At 57.9% G+C, this 18,406-nt stretch carries 14 protein-coding genes and 1 pseudogene; 13 read left to right on the top strand and 2 right to left on the bottom strand.

Features of this window, described 5'->3' with window-relative positions:
• Positions 1-3: 3 nt before the first annotated feature.
• Positions 4-1,515, top strand: a complete 1,512-nt coding sequence (locus ACOQOY_RS10815; RefSeq protein WP_420585434.1) for an aldehyde dehydrogenase family protein — start codon at positions 4-6, stop codon at positions 1,513-1,515.
• Positions 1,516-1,551: 36 nt separating this feature from the next.
• Here the strand turns inward: ACOQOY_RS10815 and ACOQOY_RS10810 are convergent, their stop codons facing one another.
• Positions 1,552-3,129 (bottom strand): DUF5928 domain-containing protein, encoded by a 1,578-nt coding sequence (locus ACOQOY_RS10810; RefSeq protein ID WP_420585433.1) that lies wholly within the window; start codon positions 3,127-3,129, stop codon positions 1,552-1,554.
• A gap of 141 nt (positions 3,130-3,270) precedes the next feature.
• Here ACOQOY_RS10810 and ACOQOY_RS10805 point away from each other — a divergent pair, with 141 nt between their 5' ends.
• Together ACOQOY_RS10805 and ACOQOY_RS10800 are read left to right on the top strand one after the other, a co-directional pair.
• A complete protein-coding gene (locus tag ACOQOY_RS10805) occupies positions 3,271-4,089 on the top strand; it encodes a sulfotransferase family protein (RefSeq protein WP_420585432.1) in 819 nt (272 codons plus the stop codon).
• Positions 4,090-4,285: 196 nt separating this feature from the next.
• A pseudogene (locus ACOQOY_RS10800) lies at positions 4,286-5,674 on the top strand (transposase).
• A 565-nt stretch (positions 5,675-6,239) separates the two neighbouring features.
• Here ACOQOY_RS10800 and ACOQOY_RS10795 read toward each other — a convergent pair.
• Complete coding sequence (locus ACOQOY_RS10795) at positions 6,240-7,289, bottom strand: LacI family DNA-binding transcriptional regulator (RefSeq protein WP_420585431.1); 1,050 nt, start codon at positions 7,287-7,289, stop codon at positions 6,240-6,242.
• Positions 7,290-7,416: 127 nt separating this feature from the next.
• Here ACOQOY_RS10795 and ACOQOY_RS10790 point away from each other — a divergent pair, with 127 nt between their 5' ends.
• The 10 genes from ACOQOY_RS10790 (at position 7,417) to ACOQOY_RS10745 (ending at position 18,406) form a co-directional block, all read left to right on the top strand.
• On the top strand, positions 7,417-8,922 hold the full coding sequence (locus tag ACOQOY_RS10790) for a sugar ABC transporter ATP-binding protein (RefSeq protein ID WP_420585430.1): 1,506 nt from the start codon (positions 7,417-7,419) through the stop codon (positions 8,920-8,922).
• Between the two features lie 11 nt (positions 8,923-8,933).
• Complete coding sequence (locus tag ACOQOY_RS10785; RefSeq protein WP_420585429.1) at positions 8,934-9,953, top strand: ABC transporter permease; 1,020 nt, start codon at positions 8,934-8,936, stop codon at positions 9,951-9,953.
• 20 nt (positions 9,954-9,973) lie between these two features.
• Positions 9,974-11,020, top strand: coding sequence for a substrate-binding domain-containing protein (locus ACOQOY_RS10780; RefSeq protein ID WP_420585428.1), 1,047 nt, complete (start codon positions 9,974-9,976; stop codon positions 11,018-11,020).
• Between the two features lie 119 nt (positions 11,021-11,139).
• Entirely contained in the window at positions 11,140-11,901 is a 762-nt protein-coding gene (locus ACOQOY_RS10775; RefSeq protein WP_420585427.1) for an ATP-binding cassette domain-containing protein, read from the top strand.
• 11 nt (positions 11,902-11,912) lie between these two features.
• Positions 11,913-13,040, top strand: a complete 1,128-nt coding sequence (locus ACOQOY_RS10770; RefSeq protein WP_420585426.1) for an ABC transporter permease — start codon at positions 11,913-11,915, stop codon at positions 13,038-13,040.
• An 84-nt stretch (positions 13,041-13,124) separates the two neighbouring features.
• Positions 13,125-14,270, top strand: coding sequence for a substrate-binding domain-containing protein (locus ACOQOY_RS10765; protein WP_420585425.1), 1,146 nt, complete (start codon positions 13,125-13,127; stop codon positions 14,268-14,270).
• A gap of 86 nt (positions 14,271-14,356) precedes the next feature.
• A complete protein-coding gene (locus ACOQOY_RS10760; RefSeq protein WP_420585424.1) occupies positions 14,357-15,307 on the top strand; it encodes a YncE family protein in 951 nt (316 codons plus the stop codon).
• Positions 15,304-16,308, top strand: coding sequence for a 4-hydroxythreonine-4-phosphate dehydrogenase PdxA (locus ACOQOY_RS10755; protein WP_420585423.1), 1,005 nt, complete (start codon positions 15,304-15,306; stop codon positions 16,306-16,308). Before ACOQOY_RS10760 ends, ACOQOY_RS10755 begins: the two co-directional genes overlap by 4 nt.
• A gap of 10 nt (positions 16,309-16,318) precedes the next feature.
• Positions 16,319-17,494, top strand: a complete 1,176-nt coding sequence (locus ACOQOY_RS10750; RefSeq protein WP_420585422.1) for an L-rhamnonate dehydratase — start codon at positions 16,319-16,321, stop codon at positions 17,492-17,494.
• A gap of 3 nt (positions 17,495-17,497) precedes the next feature.
• Positions 17,498-18,406: a dihydrodipicolinate synthase family protein gene (locus ACOQOY_RS10745; RefSeq protein WP_420585421.1), complete on the top strand. Its 909-nt coding sequence runs from the start codon at positions 17,498-17,500 to the stop codon at positions 18,404-18,406.

The following is an 18,406-nucleotide window of genomic DNA, read 5'->3' as shown; positions in this document are numbered from 1 at the left end:
GATATGAAGGACATCGTGATGACTGCGGACACCACTCTCGCAAATCTGGGCCTGACCAAGGCCGAACTGACGGGCGGAACTCTCAAGGTGACGTCTCCGATCGACGGCTCGGTGCTGGGCGAGCTTCATGAAACGCCTGCTGCTGACATGGATGCCGTGTTCGCCAATGCCAAAGCTGCGTTCAAGGCATGGCGCACCGTTCCCGCCCCGCGCCGGGGTGAGCTGATCCGCCTGCTGGGCGAGGAGCTGCGCGCGGCCAAGGACGATCTTGGCGCTCTGGTCAGTTGGGAAGCGGGCAAGATCACGTCCGAGGGTCTGGGCGAAGTGCAGGAGATGATCGACATCTGCGATTTTGCGGTCGGCCTGTCGCGCCAGCTTTACGGCCTGACCATCGCGTCCGAGCGCCCGGGTCACCGGATGATGGAGACATGGCACCCGGCAGGTCCAGTGGGTGTGATTTCGGCCTTCAACTTCCCGGTTGCGGTCTGGTCGTGGAACGCGGCGCTGGCCTTGGTTTGCGGCGATCCGGTGATCTGGAAACCGTCTGAAAAGACCCCACTGACCGCTATGGCCTGCCAGAAGATCTTTGAACGAGCGCTGGCCCGGTTTGGTGACGCGCCCGACCATCTGGTGCAAACTCTGATCGGCGGGGCCGCGCTGGGCGAGGCTCTGGTCGCCAGCGAGGATGTGCCGGTGATCTCGGCCACAGGTTCGACCCGCATGGGCCGTGCTGTGGCCCCGATCGTGGCGTCGCGGTTCGGCAAATGCATTCTGGAACTGGGCGGTAACAACGCGATGATCGTTGGCCCCTCGGCCGATCTGGAAATGGCCGTGCGGGCGATTGTGTTCTCGGCGGTTGGCACTGCCGGTCAGCGTTGCACCACGCTGCGCCGTCTGATCGTGCATAACTCGATCCGCGAAGAACTGGTTGGACGCCTGAAAAAGGCCTATGCCGGTCTGCCCATCGGCAACCCGTTGACCGAAGGCACCTTGATTGGCCCGCTGGTGGACGAAGCGTCGGGTGCTGCGATGACTGCGGCACTTAAAGCGGCTGAGGCCGATGGCGGTTCGGTGTTCGGCGGCAATCGTGTTACCGAAGATGTCCCGGCGGGTGTTTATATGGAGCCGGCCATCGTGGAAATGCCGTCCCAGACCGCGACGGTCAAAACCGAAACCTTCGCGCCGATCCTCTATGTCATGGGCTATGACGACTTTGCCGAAGCGCTGGACATTCAGAACGATGTGCCGCAGGGCCTGTCGTCCTGCGTCTTTACCCTGAACATGCGTGAGGCCGAACAGTTCCTGACCGCCGCCGGATCGGACTGCGGGATTGCCAACGTCAATATTGGGCCATCAGGGGCCGAGATCGGTGGCGCCTTCGGCGGTGAAAAGGAAACCGGTGGCGGGCGTGAAAGCGGCTCGGACGCATGGAAAGCCTATATGCGCCGTCAGACCAACACGGTGAACTACTCGGCTGAACTGCCGCTTGCGCAGGGTGTTAAGTTCGACATCTGAACAATCGGTCCGGCGGTGCCAAAAGGTGCCGCCGGATCAATCCGCGAACAAGTAATCCAGCCGCATCACGGCCTGGGCCTTGTCCTGCGAGACCCCCAGAAACGCGGCAACGGCGGCTTCGTTTTCCGCGCGTGGATTGCTTTCGCGGATACGCAGATACCCGTCCAGACCCGCACCCCGGATCAGCTCGGATTCATAGGCCAGAGAATTGCGCAGCGTTGGCACCAGACGCGCCACAGCCTCGGACGGGCTGTTTTCCCCGGCCAGACCAACCCGGCGCGCGTGACCGATCAGGTAGTCGTCGGAATACTCGCACTCAATCTCAAGCACATGGGTTCTGGCCTGATCGGCGCAGAAATCCTGAATGATGTCCAGATTGGCCGGATCGACGCAAAGCACCAGCCTGTCGGTCCCGAAATGTTCAAACACCATGCGAACAACGGCGCGCCGATGGCGCGAGCGTTTGAGCAGCGTCGTCTCGATCCCGCCCAGATCAGGCAAAGGCGTGTTTTCCTCGTTGAACAGGTATTCGACACAAGGAATCTCGGTTTCCGAGGCGATCTGATCGACCAGACGCTTGGCGACGTGCCACTTTTTGCAAGCGATGATGAAAACCTCGCGCTCTGGCCCAAGCGTATTCCCAGCCTCCCAAAAACGCTGACCAAAGCGGCGACCGACCCGCCCGCGCCCGGTCAGAAAGCCATACAGGTTGCGGCCCTCGTCCGAAATTTTGAACGCGACCCCGGTGCTGGCGTAAAGCTTGCCCAGCCGCTCTTTCAACTCATGCGCCTCGGGGCTGATCTTGCGTGCAAACAGATAATCCTGCCCCAGAAGCATGTCATAGTGGTCGTTATAGAAACTCACCGGCATCCCGTAATCCGAGAACATCAGGAAGGTCAGGGTGCGGTTTTCAATCTGTTCCTTGGGAACCAGATGCCGGACAAGGGTTTGGAAAAACGTCTCATCCGGGATCCATGTGGTCGAGAAAAACCGGATCACATCCGGGCGCTGACGCAGAAAATCGAGGATCATTTCCACCGTACGTCGGCGCAGGCACCACCACTGGCTGCCGATCATGACCTGAATATCTTCGGGAATCTCGCGCGTCAGGTTGAACCGTTTCTGAAGCTCATATGCGGTGTAGAACCATTTGGGTTGCGTTCGCTCATTGAAGAGGTGGCGATAGATCAGCCGGTCCTCTTTCATGCCGGTCTTGATCCAGTTGCTGGCAAAGAAATCGTGGCTTTCGACAAAGTCCTTGTCGTTCTCGTCCAGAAACCAGTGGGCGTATTCGGCCGTTTTAATCGCCATGCAATCGCCGGACAGCATGTAGAAATGGGTGGCCCGCGGAAACGCGTCAACGGCGGCCTGCACGGCGTTCAACGTTGCCTGCACGAGGGACCATTCCCCCCAGCCGCATTTGATGCGTTTGGCCGCGAAGGTCACGTTTGGATTGTCTTTCAACGCGGCGCGAATGCGGGTGTACGCCTCGGCACTGGCGCGCGCGTCGAAATGTATCGCCATACAGTCGCCTGCGGCGGTCAGCTGCTCGGCCTGCGCAATGATTGCGTCAGGGTCCTTGTGGCATAGTAGAATATAGGCAATCCTTGCCATCTTGTTTCTGTGTTACCCGTTTCTGCCTGTGTCCGACCGTGATACTGAGGATGAGCGATTGAATAAACAGAATATTTTTGGTTCTTTGGCTACAAAAGCGAGCATGCGTAGCAGGATTAAGCGCCTAAGGAGGCACTGCAGATGGGTTTTCCCGGTACATGGATGACCGAAAGCGAAAGCATGGTGTACCGTGTTGTGCCGAAATGCGCCTGCTCAACCATCGGGCAGATCATGTACTATTCGGATCACGGTCAGTTTTTTGACGGTGATATTCACGATGCCGGTGACGGGATGCACAAATGGGCCTTTGACGGCAGTCAGGGGCCGATCTCGGACAATGTGCGCAACCACAGTTCATATTCCTTTACCTGCGTGCGCAACCCCTACACGCGGATCCTCAGCTCGTTCTTCGACAAGATCTGCGGCATCCAGCGCAACGGCAAGCGGTACCGGGGCAATCTGGTGCCGACGCTGATCTATAATTACGGGGTCGAAGTAGGTGGAGACGACGGCAAGGGCGAATTCGATCAGATTGCCAGTTTCCGCCGCTTTCTGCTGTTTGCACGGGATACGATCCGTTGGCGCAGGCCGATGGACCCGGACATTCACTGGTCGGCCATGTCGGGGCATGTCTCGACCTTCATCGTGAATGGTGGGCGGTACGACCGGATATTCTGGACCGAGAATTTCAATGACGGGATGCAGGGCGTGTTGGACAATCTGGACACGCCCCATACGGTCAATTTGTCGGATATCCCGCGATTCAACGAATCCGAAGGCCACGGCCCCAAACGCGCCCATCCGGTTGAGGATTACTTCGACGATCTGTCGATGCACCTGGTGTACGAGATCTACAAGCAGGACTTTGAGCTGTTCAAATACGATTTCGACAACCCGGCCAACAAGATGCCTGTGGGTGAGATTGATCTGGATGAGGTTCACGCCAAGCTGGGCGATTGAGGGGCAATAGGATGCCCCCGGCAGAGATGTATCTGTTCAGAACATGATTTGCAGGTGAGTGTCTGCTTTGAGCCCAAATCAACCGATGCTGCTCAGCGCATCAATGTCAGCGATGCGCATATTCCGTTGAAAAACTCTTCCTTGATCGACGCGCAAGTCGCTGATTCAATTCCCGTACTGAACGGGAGAATGAGCGATGATGGGGCCAAGGCAGCAAGCACAAGGGTCACTGTTTTACGAGTTCTCGATTGAGGATCATGTCCCACAAGACCATATTCTTCGGGGTATAGACCGGTTCGTCGAACTGTCTGATATACGACAGCAACTTGCGCCATTCTACAGTTCGACAGGTCGACCATCAGTTGATCCGGAACTGATGATCCGGATGCTGCTGGTCGGTTACGTAATGGGCATCAGATCTGAGCGTCGGCTCTGCGACGAGGTGCATCTCAACCTCGCTTACCGTTGGTTCTGCCGCCTCGATCTTACCGATCCGGTGCCCGATCATTCAACCTTCTCGAAGAACCGGCACGGACGGTTCCGCGATAGCGATCTGCTCAGGCACCTGTTCGAGATGATTGTGGCGCGCTGTATCGAGGAAGGGCTGGCAAGCGGCCAGCGCTTCGCGACCGATGCCAGTCTGATTCAAGCTGACGCCAATCGGCAAAACTCTTCACCGCAGCAGGATTGGTCGCCTGATAATATCGTCCCTGGAGATGCACCCCGCGCCGTCAGGGAATACCTGGATACGTTGGATGACGCCGCCTTTGGCGCAGCAAGCCCGGTGTAGCCGAAGTTCACCTCGCATTCCGATCCAGCCTCTCAATGGACTGGTGCGCGGGGTGGACCCGCCTATTTTGCCTATTCAGCAAACTATCTGATCGACACCGACAACGGTGTGATTTTGGATGTCGAAGCAACCCGGTCGATCAGGCAGGCCGAAGTCGGCTCTGTCCGAACCATGGTTGGTCGGGTGCGCGAACGCCACGAATTCAAGCCGGAACGGTTGATAGCAGACACGGCCTATGGCTCTGGACCCATGCTGAGTTGGCTCGTCGATCACGGCATCGCTCCACATATCCCGGTTATCGACAAATCTGGCCGCAACGATGGAACCTTCGAGCGCGCCGACTTCACCTTTGACACTGAGAACGACGCTTACATCTGTCCTGGTGGAAAGGAACTCAAGCAATACCGCCGGTCATTCACAAAGCCGAGGGAGCCCAAATCAGACAAGGACGGCATACTTCGCTACCGCGCCCGTAAAGCGGACTGTGAGACCTGCCCTCTGAAAAGCCGATGCTGCCCGAAGGAGCCGCAGCGCAAGGTAACAAGGTCGATCCACGAACCATCCCGCAACTTGGCTCGCACCATCGCCCAAACCAGCCAATATGCGATCTCGTGCAAGCTCAGAAAGAAGGTCGAGATGCTGTTTGCCCACCTCAAACGCATTCTCGGTCTCGGGCGCCTCCGACTACGTGGACCATGCGGCGCACGGGACGAATTCCACCTCGCCGCCACCGCTCAGAACCTTAGAAAGCTCGCAAAGCTCATCCCTCCAACGTCAGCCGTAAATCCTGCGTGAGGGGCGCGGAGGGGCAGAATACCCCAAAGAGAAAACGAACGAAAAAGCAGAGTTTTTCAACGGAACACGCAGGAAGCGGACTTTGCAAACTTTAGCCAATTTCCAACAATAGAACTTCCCTGAGATCTTTGCATCATCGCCCTGTGTAGGCTGCTCTTTACCGACTCATTAGTTCGAACGCGGCTATGTTCGAACCGACACCATTTCGCCGTTCACCTGCCAAGCCGTGGCGTGTGAGATGAGCCAGAAACCCTCTCTTATCAAATCGACCTAAACTGTCCCATTGGCGCTGACGTCAGACAGAGCATACCTCGAGTACTGTTGAGTACACGGAATTGATGCTCAATGCCTACGCCGGCCAGCGTAAAGATAAGCCCACTGAATAGCCAAAGAAAATCAGACAGAAGGCTGTTGAGAATGCTCAGCAGCCTTCGCTTTATAATAGCCTCTTGCAGAACTGATCAAAGTCAATTCTTGGAAAGCTGCACTGCAGCGCAAACGTTAGCGCCGAATGTCCGGCATGGGCCGGGACTAATGGCCTGCGTTCCTCGCACCGCTTCCGTGTTTACTCATTCGGTTTCGACTTCCTTACTGTACTCCCTGGAATAAGCCGAAATCCTACATCCGTAGTGGACTTGGCTGGTTCGCCGTTGATTTGGGCCAGAACCATCTCCGCTGCAATCTGGCCAATTTTCAGATGGGGCACTGCAATAGACGTCAGCCTATAGGGTTGGATCGCTGAAATCGGCAAGTCACCCCATCCCGCAATTCCGATGTCATCCGGGACGCTCAGGCCGATTTTTTGCGCATAATGCAGCCCGCCAATCGCCATGTTGTCGTTCTGATAAAAGATGACTTCGATATCGCGGTGTGAGGCAAGCAGCTGCTCGGTGCCGTAATATCCGGTATAGAAGCCGGGCGTGTCCTTCAGAAGCAATTGTTTTTCGAGACGCCCGTTGGCATCTTCGATGGCTTTGGAGAAGCCGTTTAGCCGCGTGGTTGCCGCGTTTGCCACGTCATGTGAGGTGCCAACATAGCCGAATTTCTGGTAGTTCATCCCGGCCAAATAGCGACCCATGCTATAGCCGCTGTCGAAATGGTTCAGCCCCACACACATATCCAAGGGACTGGAATTGAAGTCCCAGATTTCGACCAACGGGATACCTGCGCCTCGCAACATTTGTATTGCTTTCTGACTGTGCGAGCGACCGGTAATGATCAGCCCAGCAGGTTGCCAGGACAATACGGTCTCAATCCATTTTTCTTCGTGGTCGATTTCATGCTCGGTCAGGCCCAGGACAGTCTGATGCCCGAATGCACCGAGTTTGCGGTCGATGCCTTCCAGAACCTGCGCGAAGATTTCGTTGCCCAGTTCGGGGATGCTGACCCCGACAAAAGTGGATTTCTTATCGCCCGCGAAAACCGTCGCCAAGCGATTCGGCAGGTAGCCCAACCGGTCCACTTCTGCCATCACCTTGGCTCGTGTTTTTTCCGAAAACCCACCTTCGTCGCGCAAGACTCGGCTGGCCGTCATCTTCGACACGCCCGCGGCCTTTGCCACCTCGGCAAGGCTTACCTTGTTGTTTTTACTTGACTTATCAGTGTCACTGCTCATTTACGTTACGGGTAACTCTTTTTTGTTGACAATGGCCGGGTCTGTGCGAATGCTAGCGTAACGTTACGGGTAACTCAATACGATGTTGAGGAGCATCAGGGTTACCCAGGTCCAGGAGGAGGCAGCCGTGCCCGGCACAGCGCAAAACAATCTGTTCTTTGACGGGATAAAGAAGCATTTCGGAGGCACCTATGCGTTGCGGGATGTTTCGCTCAACGTTGAACGTGGTGAGATTGTTGCCCTGCTGGGAGAAAACGGGGCGGGCAAATCGACCCTCATCAAAATCCTTGGTGGAATTCATAAGGCAGATGAAGGGCGGGTTCTGATCAACGGCGAACCCTACGAACATCGCCCGGGTGGGTTCGGTGAGCGCCAGTCCGTTGCCTTTATCCACCAAGATCTGGGTATGATCGAATGGATGACCGTGGCGGAGAATATTGCGCTTGCTCTTGGCTATTCCCGAAAAAGCGGATTGATCAATTGGAAGTCCGTGGAGAGCTTTGCGCAGAACGCGCTGGACAAGGTTGGGTGCGAATTCGACCCGACCACGCGGGTGCAGGACTTGTCCCGGACCGAAAAATCTTTGGTCGCGATTGCACGCGCTCTGGCGGTGGATTGCGACTATCTGGTTCTGGATGAGCCAACCGCATCCTTGCCAGCGGATGAGGTCGAGCGACTGTTCGAAGCGCTGCGCCCGTTGAAGGAACAGGGCGTTGGCATGATTTACGTGTCGCATCGTCTGGACGAGATATTTCAGATTGCTGACCGGGTTGCAGTCTTGCGAGACGGTGAGATGGTTGGCCTTCGCAGCATTGACCATACAACGCCAGAAGAGCTGGTTTACATGATCGTTGGCCGCAAGACCCGGCAAGTGATGAAGCCGGACACTCCACCAGGTGCAACGTTGTTGGAGGTGTCGGGCCTCAACATGGAAGCAGCGCACAATGTCAGTTTCCAGTTGCAGACGAATGAAATCGTCGGGCTTGTCGGCCTGCGCGGGGCAGGTCATGAAAATGTCTCTCGTGCGCTGTTCGGGTCGGAAGGGTTTAGTGGCCAGATAACCCTGCATGGGGAAGCGCCTGACTTGAGCTCTCCGCAGACCGCGATGGCGTCCGGGATCGGCTTGGTGGCGCGCGACAGAACCGAGGAATCGGTCGCCATGTCGCTGACCATCCGCGAGAACACATTCTTGAACCCCGCTGCCATAGGGCGGTCGCTCTTGTCATTCATGAGCCACAAATCGGAGACAGACAATGCCGCCCGGATCGGTGCCGACGTGGCCTTGTCTCCCAATGATCAAAGCATGGCGATTGAGAGCCTGTCAGGGGGCAACCAGCAAAAGGTTGTCATCGGGCGCTGGCTTGAAACCAAACGCAAACTGTTGATCTGCGAAGACCCGACCGCAGGTGTCGATGTTGGGGCCAAAGCAGAAATCTACGCGTTGTTGAACCGCGCGATGGAAGAGGGCGTCGGCATCATCGTCGTTTCAACCGATTTCGAAGAAGTCGCCGCCATCTGTCACCGCGCCATTGTCTTCAGCCAGGGTCAGATCGTGCGCGAGTTGACCGGCACCGAATTGACCACTGAAAACCTGATACAGGCTGCCTCGGCCTCGAACGCCGTGGCAAGTTAAGGAATACGACTATGCAATCGCTTGAATCCAATGCGCTGGAACCGACCAAGGCCGAGCTGAAAGATGCCCCGTTAAAAACCCGAATTCTCAGGTTCTTGCCGGTTTACGGGCTGGTTCTGCTGACGGGTTTTCTGATCATCCTGTTTTCGATCCTTCTGCCGAACACCTTCCCGACGCTTTTGAATCTGCGGGCGATTATCTCGGACAAGGCAATTATTGCGCTTCTGTCGTTGGGGGCGATGATCCCGATGGCAGCAGGTCGTATTGACCTGACGGTCGGATACGGGATCGTGCTGTGGCACATCCTTGCGATCTCGCTACAGACAATGTTCGGCATTCCTTGGCCGATTGCGGTGGCCATCGTCCTGTCGCTGGGTCTGCTGACCGGGTTCCTGAATGGTCTGCTGGTCGAGGTTGCCAAGATCGACAGCTTTATAGCCACCCTGGGTACAGGCACGGTGCTTTACGCGTTGGCCCTTTGGCACACGGGTGGGCGTCAGATGGTTGGCGCGTTGCCGGACAGCTTCTACGCCATCAACGGCACTTTTGTATTCGGCCTGCCGATCACCGGGTTCTATGTGCTGGCGATCACAGTAGCGATGTGGCTGATCCTGGAATACACGCCCATCGGCCGATACCTCTATGCGATTGGCGCCAATCAGCGCGCTGCGCAGCTGAACGGTATTCCGACACGGAAATTCGTTATTGGCGCTTTCATGTCATCGGGGCTGATCACCGCCTTTGCCGGGGTGTTGCTGGCGTCAAAATTGCGGATCGGGCAAGCCTCGGTCGGTCTTGAATTCCTGTTACCTGCTTTGGTCGGGGCCTTTCTTGGGTCCACGACCATCAAGCCGGGACGCGTGAATGTTTGGGGAACAGTCGTGGGTGTCGCGATCCTGGCTGTTGGTATCTCGGGCATTCAGCAATTCGGTGGATCCTTCTGGGTCGAGCCGATGTTCAACGGTGTCACGCTGCTGATTGCAATCGGTATTGCCGGTTACGCCCAGCGTCGCAAAGGCGCCAAAAAGTAAACAGCATAAGGGAGGAGACTATGCTGAAACGGACTTTCATGGCGGTATCCGCTGCCGCGCTTCTGACGGGTTTGGGATTTCCGGTGACCGCCGAGACGGCGTTTGACGGCCCCACCAGCGGACCGAAGGCTGCCGAGGGCAAATCCATTGTCGTCGTCGCGGGCGATCTGAAAAACGGTGGTATTCTCGGGGTCACCAATGGCGTCGAAGAAGCAGTTGGCACCATTGGATGGGACGTGCGCGTGCTGGACGGGGCCGGGTCCATTCAGGGCCGGACCGGAGCCATCGGCCAGGCGCTGGCCCTGCAACCTGACGGGATCATCATCAACGGTTTTGACGCGGTGGAACAGCAGGCCGCTCTGGAAGGCGTGGTAAGCGCGGGCATTCCTATGGTGGCCTGGCATTCCGGTCCCAAGATCGGATGTGACGCGCCCGGAGGGATCTTTGCCAATGTCTCGACCGACGCCATGACGGTATCCGAAGTGGCGGCAGAATGGGCCATGGAAGACGGCGGCGACGGGGTAGGGGCGATCATCTTCACCGACTCGACCTATCAGATCGCCATCGATAAGGCCGACCGGATCAAAGAAACCATCGAAGCTGCGGGCGGTACAGTTCTGGAATATGTCGATACACCGATCGCAGATACTTCGGCCCGGATGGGACCACTGACAACGAGCCTGTTGCAGAAGTATGGCGACCAATGGACTCACGCGCTTGCGATCAACGATCTGTATTTTGACTTCATGGGGCCTGCATTGGCGGCGGCTGGCATCTCGTCCGATGACGGGCCGCAAGCGGGGTCCGCCGGGGACGGGTCTGAGGCCGCGTTTCAGCGAATCCGCAGCGGCAACTACCAGACAATTACTGTGGCCGAGCCACTCAACCTGCAAGGCTGGCAATTGGTCGACGAGCTGAACCGCGCCATACAGGGCGAGGCGTGCTCGGGCTACATCACGTCGCCCGCTTTGGTGACCGAGGACGGTCTGGCCAAACTGGGTGACAGCAATCAGTTCGATCCGGACAGCCCCTATCGCGAAGCCTACGCAAAGATCTGGGGCAAGTAACCGATCCGGTGGTCCTTGCCTGAAACGGCGAGGGCCCCGCTCGAAAAGATGACACAGCGCAAAGCCAACTCAGCGGTCTTTCGACCGCCATGGCGGAGCTTTGCGCAAAGGAGGAAACCATGAGCGAACAGCCATTGGTTCAAATGCTGGGAATAACCAAACGCTTTGGCGGGGTGACCGCACTGCAGGATGTCGATCTGACGGCCTATGCGGGCGAAGTTCTCGCCATCGTCGGGGACAACGGGGCAGGTAAATCCACCCTTATCAAGATCCTGACCGGAGTTTATCAACCTACCGAAGGCCACATCCTGATGGATGGAAAACCGTTGGAGATGGCCAGCCACTCGGACGCAATCGCAAACGGGATCGACGCGGTTTATCAGACACTTGCGCTTGCGGGTCATCTGACACCGGCAGCCAATATGTTTCTGGGCAATGAACTGACCAGGAACGTGTTGGGTATTCCGTTTCTGGACAACAAACGCATGAAGTCCGAGGCCGCTCGGGTTCTGGAAGAACGTCTTGGTGTCCGACTGCGGTCGATGGATGTGATGACCGAAAGCCTGTCGGGCGGGCAGCGGCAGGCGGTCGCGATTTCACGTGCGGTGTATCACGAAGACCTGCGCCTGCTGGTGATGGATGAACCCACCGCCGCACTGGGCCCGCAGGAAACGGCGCGCACGCTGAAGCTGATCAAGGCGCTGCGTGAACAGGGGCTGGCGGTGATCCTGATCTCGCATTCGCTGGATGACGTGTTCGAAGTGGCGGACCGGGTCCACGTACAGCGCCGGGGCCGCGCGGTCGGCGTCGTCAAAACGGCCGAAAGCTCAGTGCAGGATGTTCTGGGCCTGATTGTCGGCGCCCAAGACGCCGCCGCGTGAAGGAGAACACCATGTCGGCAACTGCCACAAACCCCGAACGCAAGACCCTCATGGACCGGCTAGAGCCCTACCTGGCCTTCATCGGTCCCATGGTCATGATCCTTGCTATCCTCATCTTTATGGGGATCGCCGAACCGGCGCGATATTTCCGCCTTACGAACCTGAACCTGATCCTGCTGGACGCGGCGCTTTACATGCCGATGGCAATGGCGATGACCTTTGTCATCACGCAGCGCGGGATTGACCTGTCGATTGGCTCGGTCGCGGCGCTTTCGGCGATCCTGATGGCCTTTCTGGTCAAGCAATACGGCTTTCCGGCCTGGGTGGCCGTGCCGTTGGCCATTCTGATGGGCGCGATCATGGGCCTGATCAACGGTCTGGTTATTACACGCTTCAAAGTGCCAGACCTAATCGGAACGCTGGCGATGGACCTTGTCTATCGCGGTCTGGCCCTGGTTATTGCAAAAGGTCTGGTGCTGGCGCGGTTCCCCGAGCTGATCACCGAGATCGGGCGCGGTCAGATTCCGGGCTTTATTCCGGTGCCGGTGGTGCTGGGCCTGATCACGATGGCCATTGGCTATGTCGTGCTGACGCGCACCTATTTCGGGCGCTACACGATTGCTATTGGGTCCAACCCCGAGGCCAGTGAAATGACTGGCGTGGCCGTCGATCGGCACAAGATCTACGCCTATGTGCTGATGGGTGCTGCGGCGGCGATGGCCGGTGTCATGCTGACCGGCAAGCTGAATGCCATTCAGGCGACCTCGGCCCCTTACTTCAACCTGCATGTGATTGCGGCGGTTGTCGTAGGCGGCACCTCGCTGTTCGGTGGACGTGCCTCGATGCTGGGCTCTCTGGCCGGTGTGTTGCTGCTGTCGATGATGATCAACGCACTGGTGACCCTGCGGATCGAGTTCTTCTGGCAATCCGTCGCCTCGGGCGTGGTGATCGTCAGCTCGGTCGCGCTCTACACTTGGATGCAAAAGAAAGATCGGGACGGGGCGCAGGGCGTGCTGGCGGGTCTGCGCACCAAAGAGGCGCAAAAACTGATCCGCTTCTCTGCCGCACTGATCGGCGCTCTGATCCTGTTGCTGGCCCTTGGGGCGGGACTGGCAACCGAGCCTACGCCAAGCGGCTAAGGCAAACAAAAGTGGTGCGCCCGGAGGTAGGAGTCCTGGCGCACCTGCAAGGCCCCACAATGTTCGCGAAAGGGAGGACTTACCGTGAAACAATTGAACAAAGCACTGCTGACGACAAGCGCATTCTGCCTGTGTGCCGCTGCGGCCCTTGCCGAGGGCGATCTGCCGCTGCGGGAACTACCCGGCATCGAAGACCGCGACTACTGGGTTCCCGGAGAGGTTAACGCCGACGGCAAACTGGAGGCCCTGCAGGCCATGACCGGAGCCGCTGCCGTACCCTACGCAGGCACACAAGACGGTCCGTTACAGATCGCCCTGATCTATCCATCCGCGGATACGTCGGACTTCTGGGCGCGCAACTATCTGGCGATGACCAAACGTCTGGACGAGCTGGGCATTGAATATGAAACAACCGAATTCGCCAGCCGTCAGATCGAACACAGCCTGCAATCGACCTATGCCAATCAGGTGGTTCAGGATGCGGATCTGTATGATTTCGTCATCTTCGGCCCGTCTGAACTGGCCATTCAGGCCGACAATATCGACAAGATGGCCGGAAATGACGGGTTTGCGACCTTTGTCTGGGCCTTCCACACGCCGCCAAAGGAGTTGAAAAATCAGCCTGACGCGTGGTTCGATTTCAGCTCGGCCGCTGGTGCCCTGACCATGTGCGATTACATGCTGGAACGGCTGGGTAATGACGTAACCATGGCGATGAACCGTGGCATTCCCGGTATCACCGACGATCAGCGCTCGGGTGATTTCAAGGCCTGCGTCGAAGAGAAAGGCAACTGGACCACCGTTTACGAGCATTACGGTGAGTACCAGCGCGAAGGCGGATTTGAGGGCACCAGCCTGATCCTGCAAGCCTATCCCGAAGCCACGATCATCCATAACGCCAACACCGCGATGGCGATGGGATCGGTCGAGGCGCAGCTTGCGGTCGGCAAAGAGAAAGACGTGTTCTCGACCGGTTGGGGCGGCACCGGCCTTGAGCTGGACGCCATTCGCCGGGGTGAATTGGACGCAACTCCGATGCGCATGGGTGACGATGTGGGCGCGGCAACAGCCGAAGCGATCAAGGCGCATATGGAGGGTCGGCAGGACGAACTGCCCTTTGTCTTCCTGGGCCGGATCACCGTCGCGCATGATCAGATGAGTGCTGAAGAGATCGACGCGCTGGAACAGGAAGCGTTCCGGTTCTCAGGCGTGGGCGCGTTGGAACGTTAAGAACCTCGCCTGCGGCTGGCCCGTGAGGGGTTGGCCGCAGGCACCTGAAATTACCAAAGACGGAGGGAGCCCGAATGGCGCAATCCATGATGTTAATTGAAAAATGCAGCCATTGCGTAAGCTGGTACGACATTGAAACCGGTGCCCGTCAGGGACGGTTGAATCTGCCGCATTTCCCTCATGAATTCGTGGTCGATGATGATTTTCAATATGCCTATGTCGGTCATTACGGCGTGCAGAACTCGGGCATTGAGGGCACCGATGGCCGTTCCGTGATCGTGATCGACATCCGCAAACAGGAAATCGTGCACACTTATGACTTGGGTGAACATGCGCGCCCGCACGGGATTGGGTTGGACGGGCAGGGGCGTCTTTACGTGCTGTCGGAATGGACGGGCCATCTGCTGGTCAAGGAAAACCCGCGCGCCTTCGATCAGGGATGGGATCACATCACGCCCACTGGCGGTACCAAGTGTCATCTGTTTGCGCTGACCAAAGACGGGCACACGGCCTATTCGATGAACCTGACCTCGGGCGATGTGACCGTGTTCAATCCTTATGATGCGTCCGTTGAGCCGATCTCGATCGAAACCGGCCACAAGCCCGAAGGGCGCTGCCTGCGGGAAGAGGCGCAGACGCTTTATACCTCGCAGCGTATCTCGAACACTGTGGCCGTGATCAACACCGACACGCTTGAGATCGAGCGCACTTTCCCGACGCCAAATGATCCCTGTCGCATCTATTACGATGAGAAACGCAATCGGCTGGTGACGATGAACCATTTCGGCGGATCGTTCTCGGTGTTCGATGAAGCGACCGGCGAGATGTTGCACGAGCAGAAAACACCTGCAAACCCGCTGGCGCTGTGCATCGATGATGAAGCCGCCTTTGCATATATCGCGATTGATTGCGAACAGGTGCAGCGGTTCAACCTCGATACCTTCGAGGTTGTGCAGACCTTTGATACAGGCAAGGAACCGGACGTCATGGTCATCCTGCCTGACGGATTTTCCAAGCACTGGGAGAGCGCGGCATGACCAAGCCTCGTATCGCTATTGTTCCCGGCGACCCTTCGGGGATCGGCCCGGAACTGATCGCCAAACTGCTCAATCAGGAGGGTGTGCCGGAGGCTGCAGATATTGTGCTGGTGGGCGACAGCCACCTCTGGCAGCGCGGTGCGGAACAGGCTGAACTGGACGTGCCGCTGAACACGGTGGCCGAGGTGGCAGATCAACCGGGTCTGACTCATCTGGAGCTGGACACCATCGCGCCCGAGGATGTGAAGATTGCCGAGGTCACCGTCGAGGGTGGCACTACATCTCTGCGCTGTCTCGACAAAGCGATGGATCTGGCGATGGCCGGGCAAGTGGACGGCATCCTGTTCGGCCCGTTCAATAAGGCCGCGATGACCGCCGCCGGGCTGAATGCCGAGGATGAGCATCGCTATATGGCGCGCTACATGGGGCACACCGGCTATCACTCAGAATTGAATGTTCTAGACGAACTGATGACGACCCGTGTGACCTCGCATATCGGGCTGAAGGATGTGGCGGCCAATATCACCGAAGAGGGGATTTTGAAGGCGGTCAATCTGGCCAATGACACCCTGCGCAAGGCGGGCAAGGCGCGCCCGAACATCGCGGTGGCGGCGCTGAACCCGCATGCGGGTGACAATGGAAAGTTTGGCCGGGAAGAGATCGACATTCTGGAACCCGCCGTGCGCAAGGCACAGCAACAACAGATGAACGTCACGGGCCCGTGGCCTTCGGACACGGTGTTTCTGAAGGCACAGCGCGGCGAGGTCGATGCAGTCGTGACCATGTATCACGATCAGGGCCAGATCGCGATCAAGCTGATGGGGTTCGAACGCGGCGTGACCGTTGCAGGCGGCTTGCCCATTCCGGTCGCCACCCCGGCGCATGGCACCGCCTTTGATATCGCCGGACAGAACAAAGCCAATCCCGGCGCAATCCGGCAGGCGTTTGATCTGCTGGTGCGCATGGCCAAAACGCATCGCGCCGAACGCAGCGCGGACTGAGGAGACCAAGATGACGAAGATCAAATCCGTGCGCACCCGCGTCTGGAACTGGACCGGGCCGACCGTACCACCTACCGGCAATTTCTGCACCAATGCCTCGGACGTGCTGTACGAAAAGGGCGACGCGATGTCGTCCTTCCGGTTCCATCAATGGCTGACCTGCGAGGTCGAGACCGAAGACGGCACCATCGGCATCGGCAACGCGGCGCTTGCGCCCTCGGTGGTCAAAGCCGCCATCGACGAATGGTTCGCCCCGCTGGTGATCGGCGAAGACCCGTTCGATTATGCCTATCTGTGGGAAAAGATGTATCGCCGCAGCCATGCCTGGGGACGCAAGGGGATCGGGATGACGGCGATCTCGGCTGTTGATCTGGCGATCTGGGATCTGATGGGCAAGCTGGCGGGCAAGCCGGTGTTCAAACTGCTGGGCGGACGCACCAAAGAGAAGATCCCGGTCTATTACTCCAAGCTATACTCCGGCCCCATCGACGTGATGCAGGCCGAGGCCGCCGAGGCGCAAAAGAACGGCTATTCCGCTTACAAGATGCGGTTCGGCTGGGGTCCAAAGGACGGCATGGCCGGGATGCGCGAGAACCTCAAGCGAGTCGAGGCTGTGCGCGAGGTCATCGGCTATGACGTCGACCTGATGCTGGAATGCTACATGGGCTGGAACCTCGACTACGCCAAGCGGATGCTGCCCAAACTGGTCAAATATGAACCCCGCTGGCTGGAGGAACCGGTGATCGCCGATGATGTCGAAGGCTACCGCGAACTGAATGCGATGAATATCGTGCCGATCTCGGGCGGAGAGCATGAATTCTCGGTCATTGGCTGCAAGGACTTGATCGAGAAAAAGGCCGTTTCGGTCCTGCAATACGACACCAATCGGGTGGGTGGGATTACGGCAGCGCAGAAGATCAACGCCATTGCCGAAGCGTTCCAGGTGCCGGTCATCCCGCACGCGGGGCAGATGCACAACTACCATCTGACTATGGCCAACGCGAACTGCATGATCAGCGAATACTTCCCCGTCTTCGATGTCGAGGTCGGCAACGAGCTGTTCTACTACATCTTCGAAGGTGACCCCGAAGCCGTTGATGGCTTCCTCAATCTGGATGACAGCAAGCCCGGTCTGGGGATCGAAATTACGGACAAACACCTCAAACACTTCCAGATTACGGAGTAAACTATGAGCTATTCTGGTATCTGGCCTGTTGCGCCGACGCCGTTCAACGATGACGGATCGCTCGATCTGGATGGGATGAAGCGGGTTCTGGACTGTCTGATTGATCAGGGCGCGGACGGGATCTGTGTTCTGGCGAACTTCTCCGAGCAGTTCCTGATCTCGGATGAGGAACGCGCGATCCTGACGCGGCTGAGTCTTGAGCATGTCGCCGGGCGTGTGCCGATGATCGTGACGATCAGCCATTTCGCCACGCAGATCGCCGTGGAACGGGCGCAATTTGCCAAGGATCTGGGCGCAGACATCGTGATGATGATGCCGCCCTATCACGGGGCGCTATTGAAAGGGAACGCGCAACAGACATTCGACCAGTTTGCCGCCGTGGGTGAGGTCGGCATTCCGATCATGGTTCAAGACGCACCACTTTCGGGGGTCGATCTGTCGGTGCCGCTGTTGGTGCGCATGGCGCAAGAGATCGACATGGTGAAGCTGTTCAAAATCGAATGCCCCCGCGCGGCCAACAAGCTGCGCGCGCTGATCGCGGAAGGGGGTGACGCGATTGAAGCCCCTTTCGATGGTGAGGAAGGCATCACCCTGCTGGCCGATCTGGATGCGGGGGCCACGGGCTCGATGACCTCGGGCATGATTGTCGATCAGATCAAGCCGGTCATTTCCCACCACCATGCAGGCCGCATTGACGAAGCCACCGCCGCTTATGGGCGCGTCGCGATGGTGATCAACCATGAAAACCGCCAATGCGGCTGGCAATCTTGCAAGGCAGCGATGGTTGAAGGCGGCGTGATCCGGTCCGAGTTCTGTCGTCATCCCATTGATCCGTTGCAACCGGCCATCCGGGACCGATTGATCGACCTTTTGAAACCGTTGGACCCGATGGTCCTGAATTGGGGAAAGTAA

Origin of the sequence: Ruegeria sp. (assembly GCF_965221235.1) — a bacterium.
Taxonomy (GTDB): Bacteria; Pseudomonadota; Alphaproteobacteria; order Rhodobacterales; family Rhodobacteraceae; genus Ruegeria.
Note: the sequence above shows the minus strand (reverse complement) of the source record. Positions and strands in the feature narration are given on the sequence as shown.

What these genes read in the sequence shown, in the direction of transcription:
- ACOQOY_RS10815 (WP_420585434.1), top strand. Translation starts at nt 4, where the DNA reads ATGAAGGACATCGTGATGACTGCGGACACCACTCTCGCAAATCTGGGC.
- ACOQOY_RS10810 (WP_420585433.1), bottom strand. Translation starts at nt 3,129, where the DNA reads ATGGCAAGGATTGCCTATATTCTACTATGCCACAAGGACCCTGACGCA.
- ACOQOY_RS10805 (WP_420585432.1), top strand. Translation starts at nt 3,271, where the DNA reads ATGGGTTTTCCCGGTACATGGATGACCGAAAGCGAAAGCATGGTGTAC.
- ACOQOY_RS10795 (WP_420585431.1), bottom strand. Translation starts at nt 7,289, where the DNA reads ATGAGCAGTGACACTGATAAGTCAAGTAAAAACAACAAGGTAAGCCTT.
- ACOQOY_RS10785 (WP_420585429.1), top strand. Translation starts at nt 8,934, where the DNA reads ATGCAATCGCTTGAATCCAATGCGCTGGAACCGACCAAGGCCGAGCTG.
- ACOQOY_RS10780 (WP_420585428.1), top strand. Translation starts at nt 9,974, where the DNA reads ATGCTGAAACGGACTTTCATGGCGGTATCCGCTGCCGCGCTTCTGACG.
- ACOQOY_RS10775 (WP_420585427.1), top strand. Translation starts at nt 11,140, where the DNA reads ATGAGCGAACAGCCATTGGTTCAAATGCTGGGAATAACCAAACGCTTT.
- ACOQOY_RS10770 (WP_420585426.1), top strand. Translation starts at nt 11,913, where the DNA reads ATGTCGGCAACTGCCACAAACCCCGAACGCAAGACCCTCATGGACCGG.
- ACOQOY_RS10760 (WP_420585424.1), top strand. Translation starts at nt 14,357, where the DNA reads ATGATGTTAATTGAAAAATGCAGCCATTGCGTAAGCTGGTACGACATT.
- ACOQOY_RS10755 (WP_420585423.1), top strand. Translation starts at nt 15,304, where the DNA reads ATGACCAAGCCTCGTATCGCTATTGTTCCCGGCGACCCTTCGGGGATC.
- ACOQOY_RS10750 (WP_420585422.1), top strand. Translation starts at nt 16,319, where the DNA reads ATGACGAAGATCAAATCCGTGCGCACCCGCGTCTGGAACTGGACCGGG.
- ACOQOY_RS10745 (WP_420585421.1), top strand. Translation starts at nt 17,498, where the DNA reads ATGAGCTATTCTGGTATCTGGCCTGTTGCGCCGACGCCGTTCAACGAT.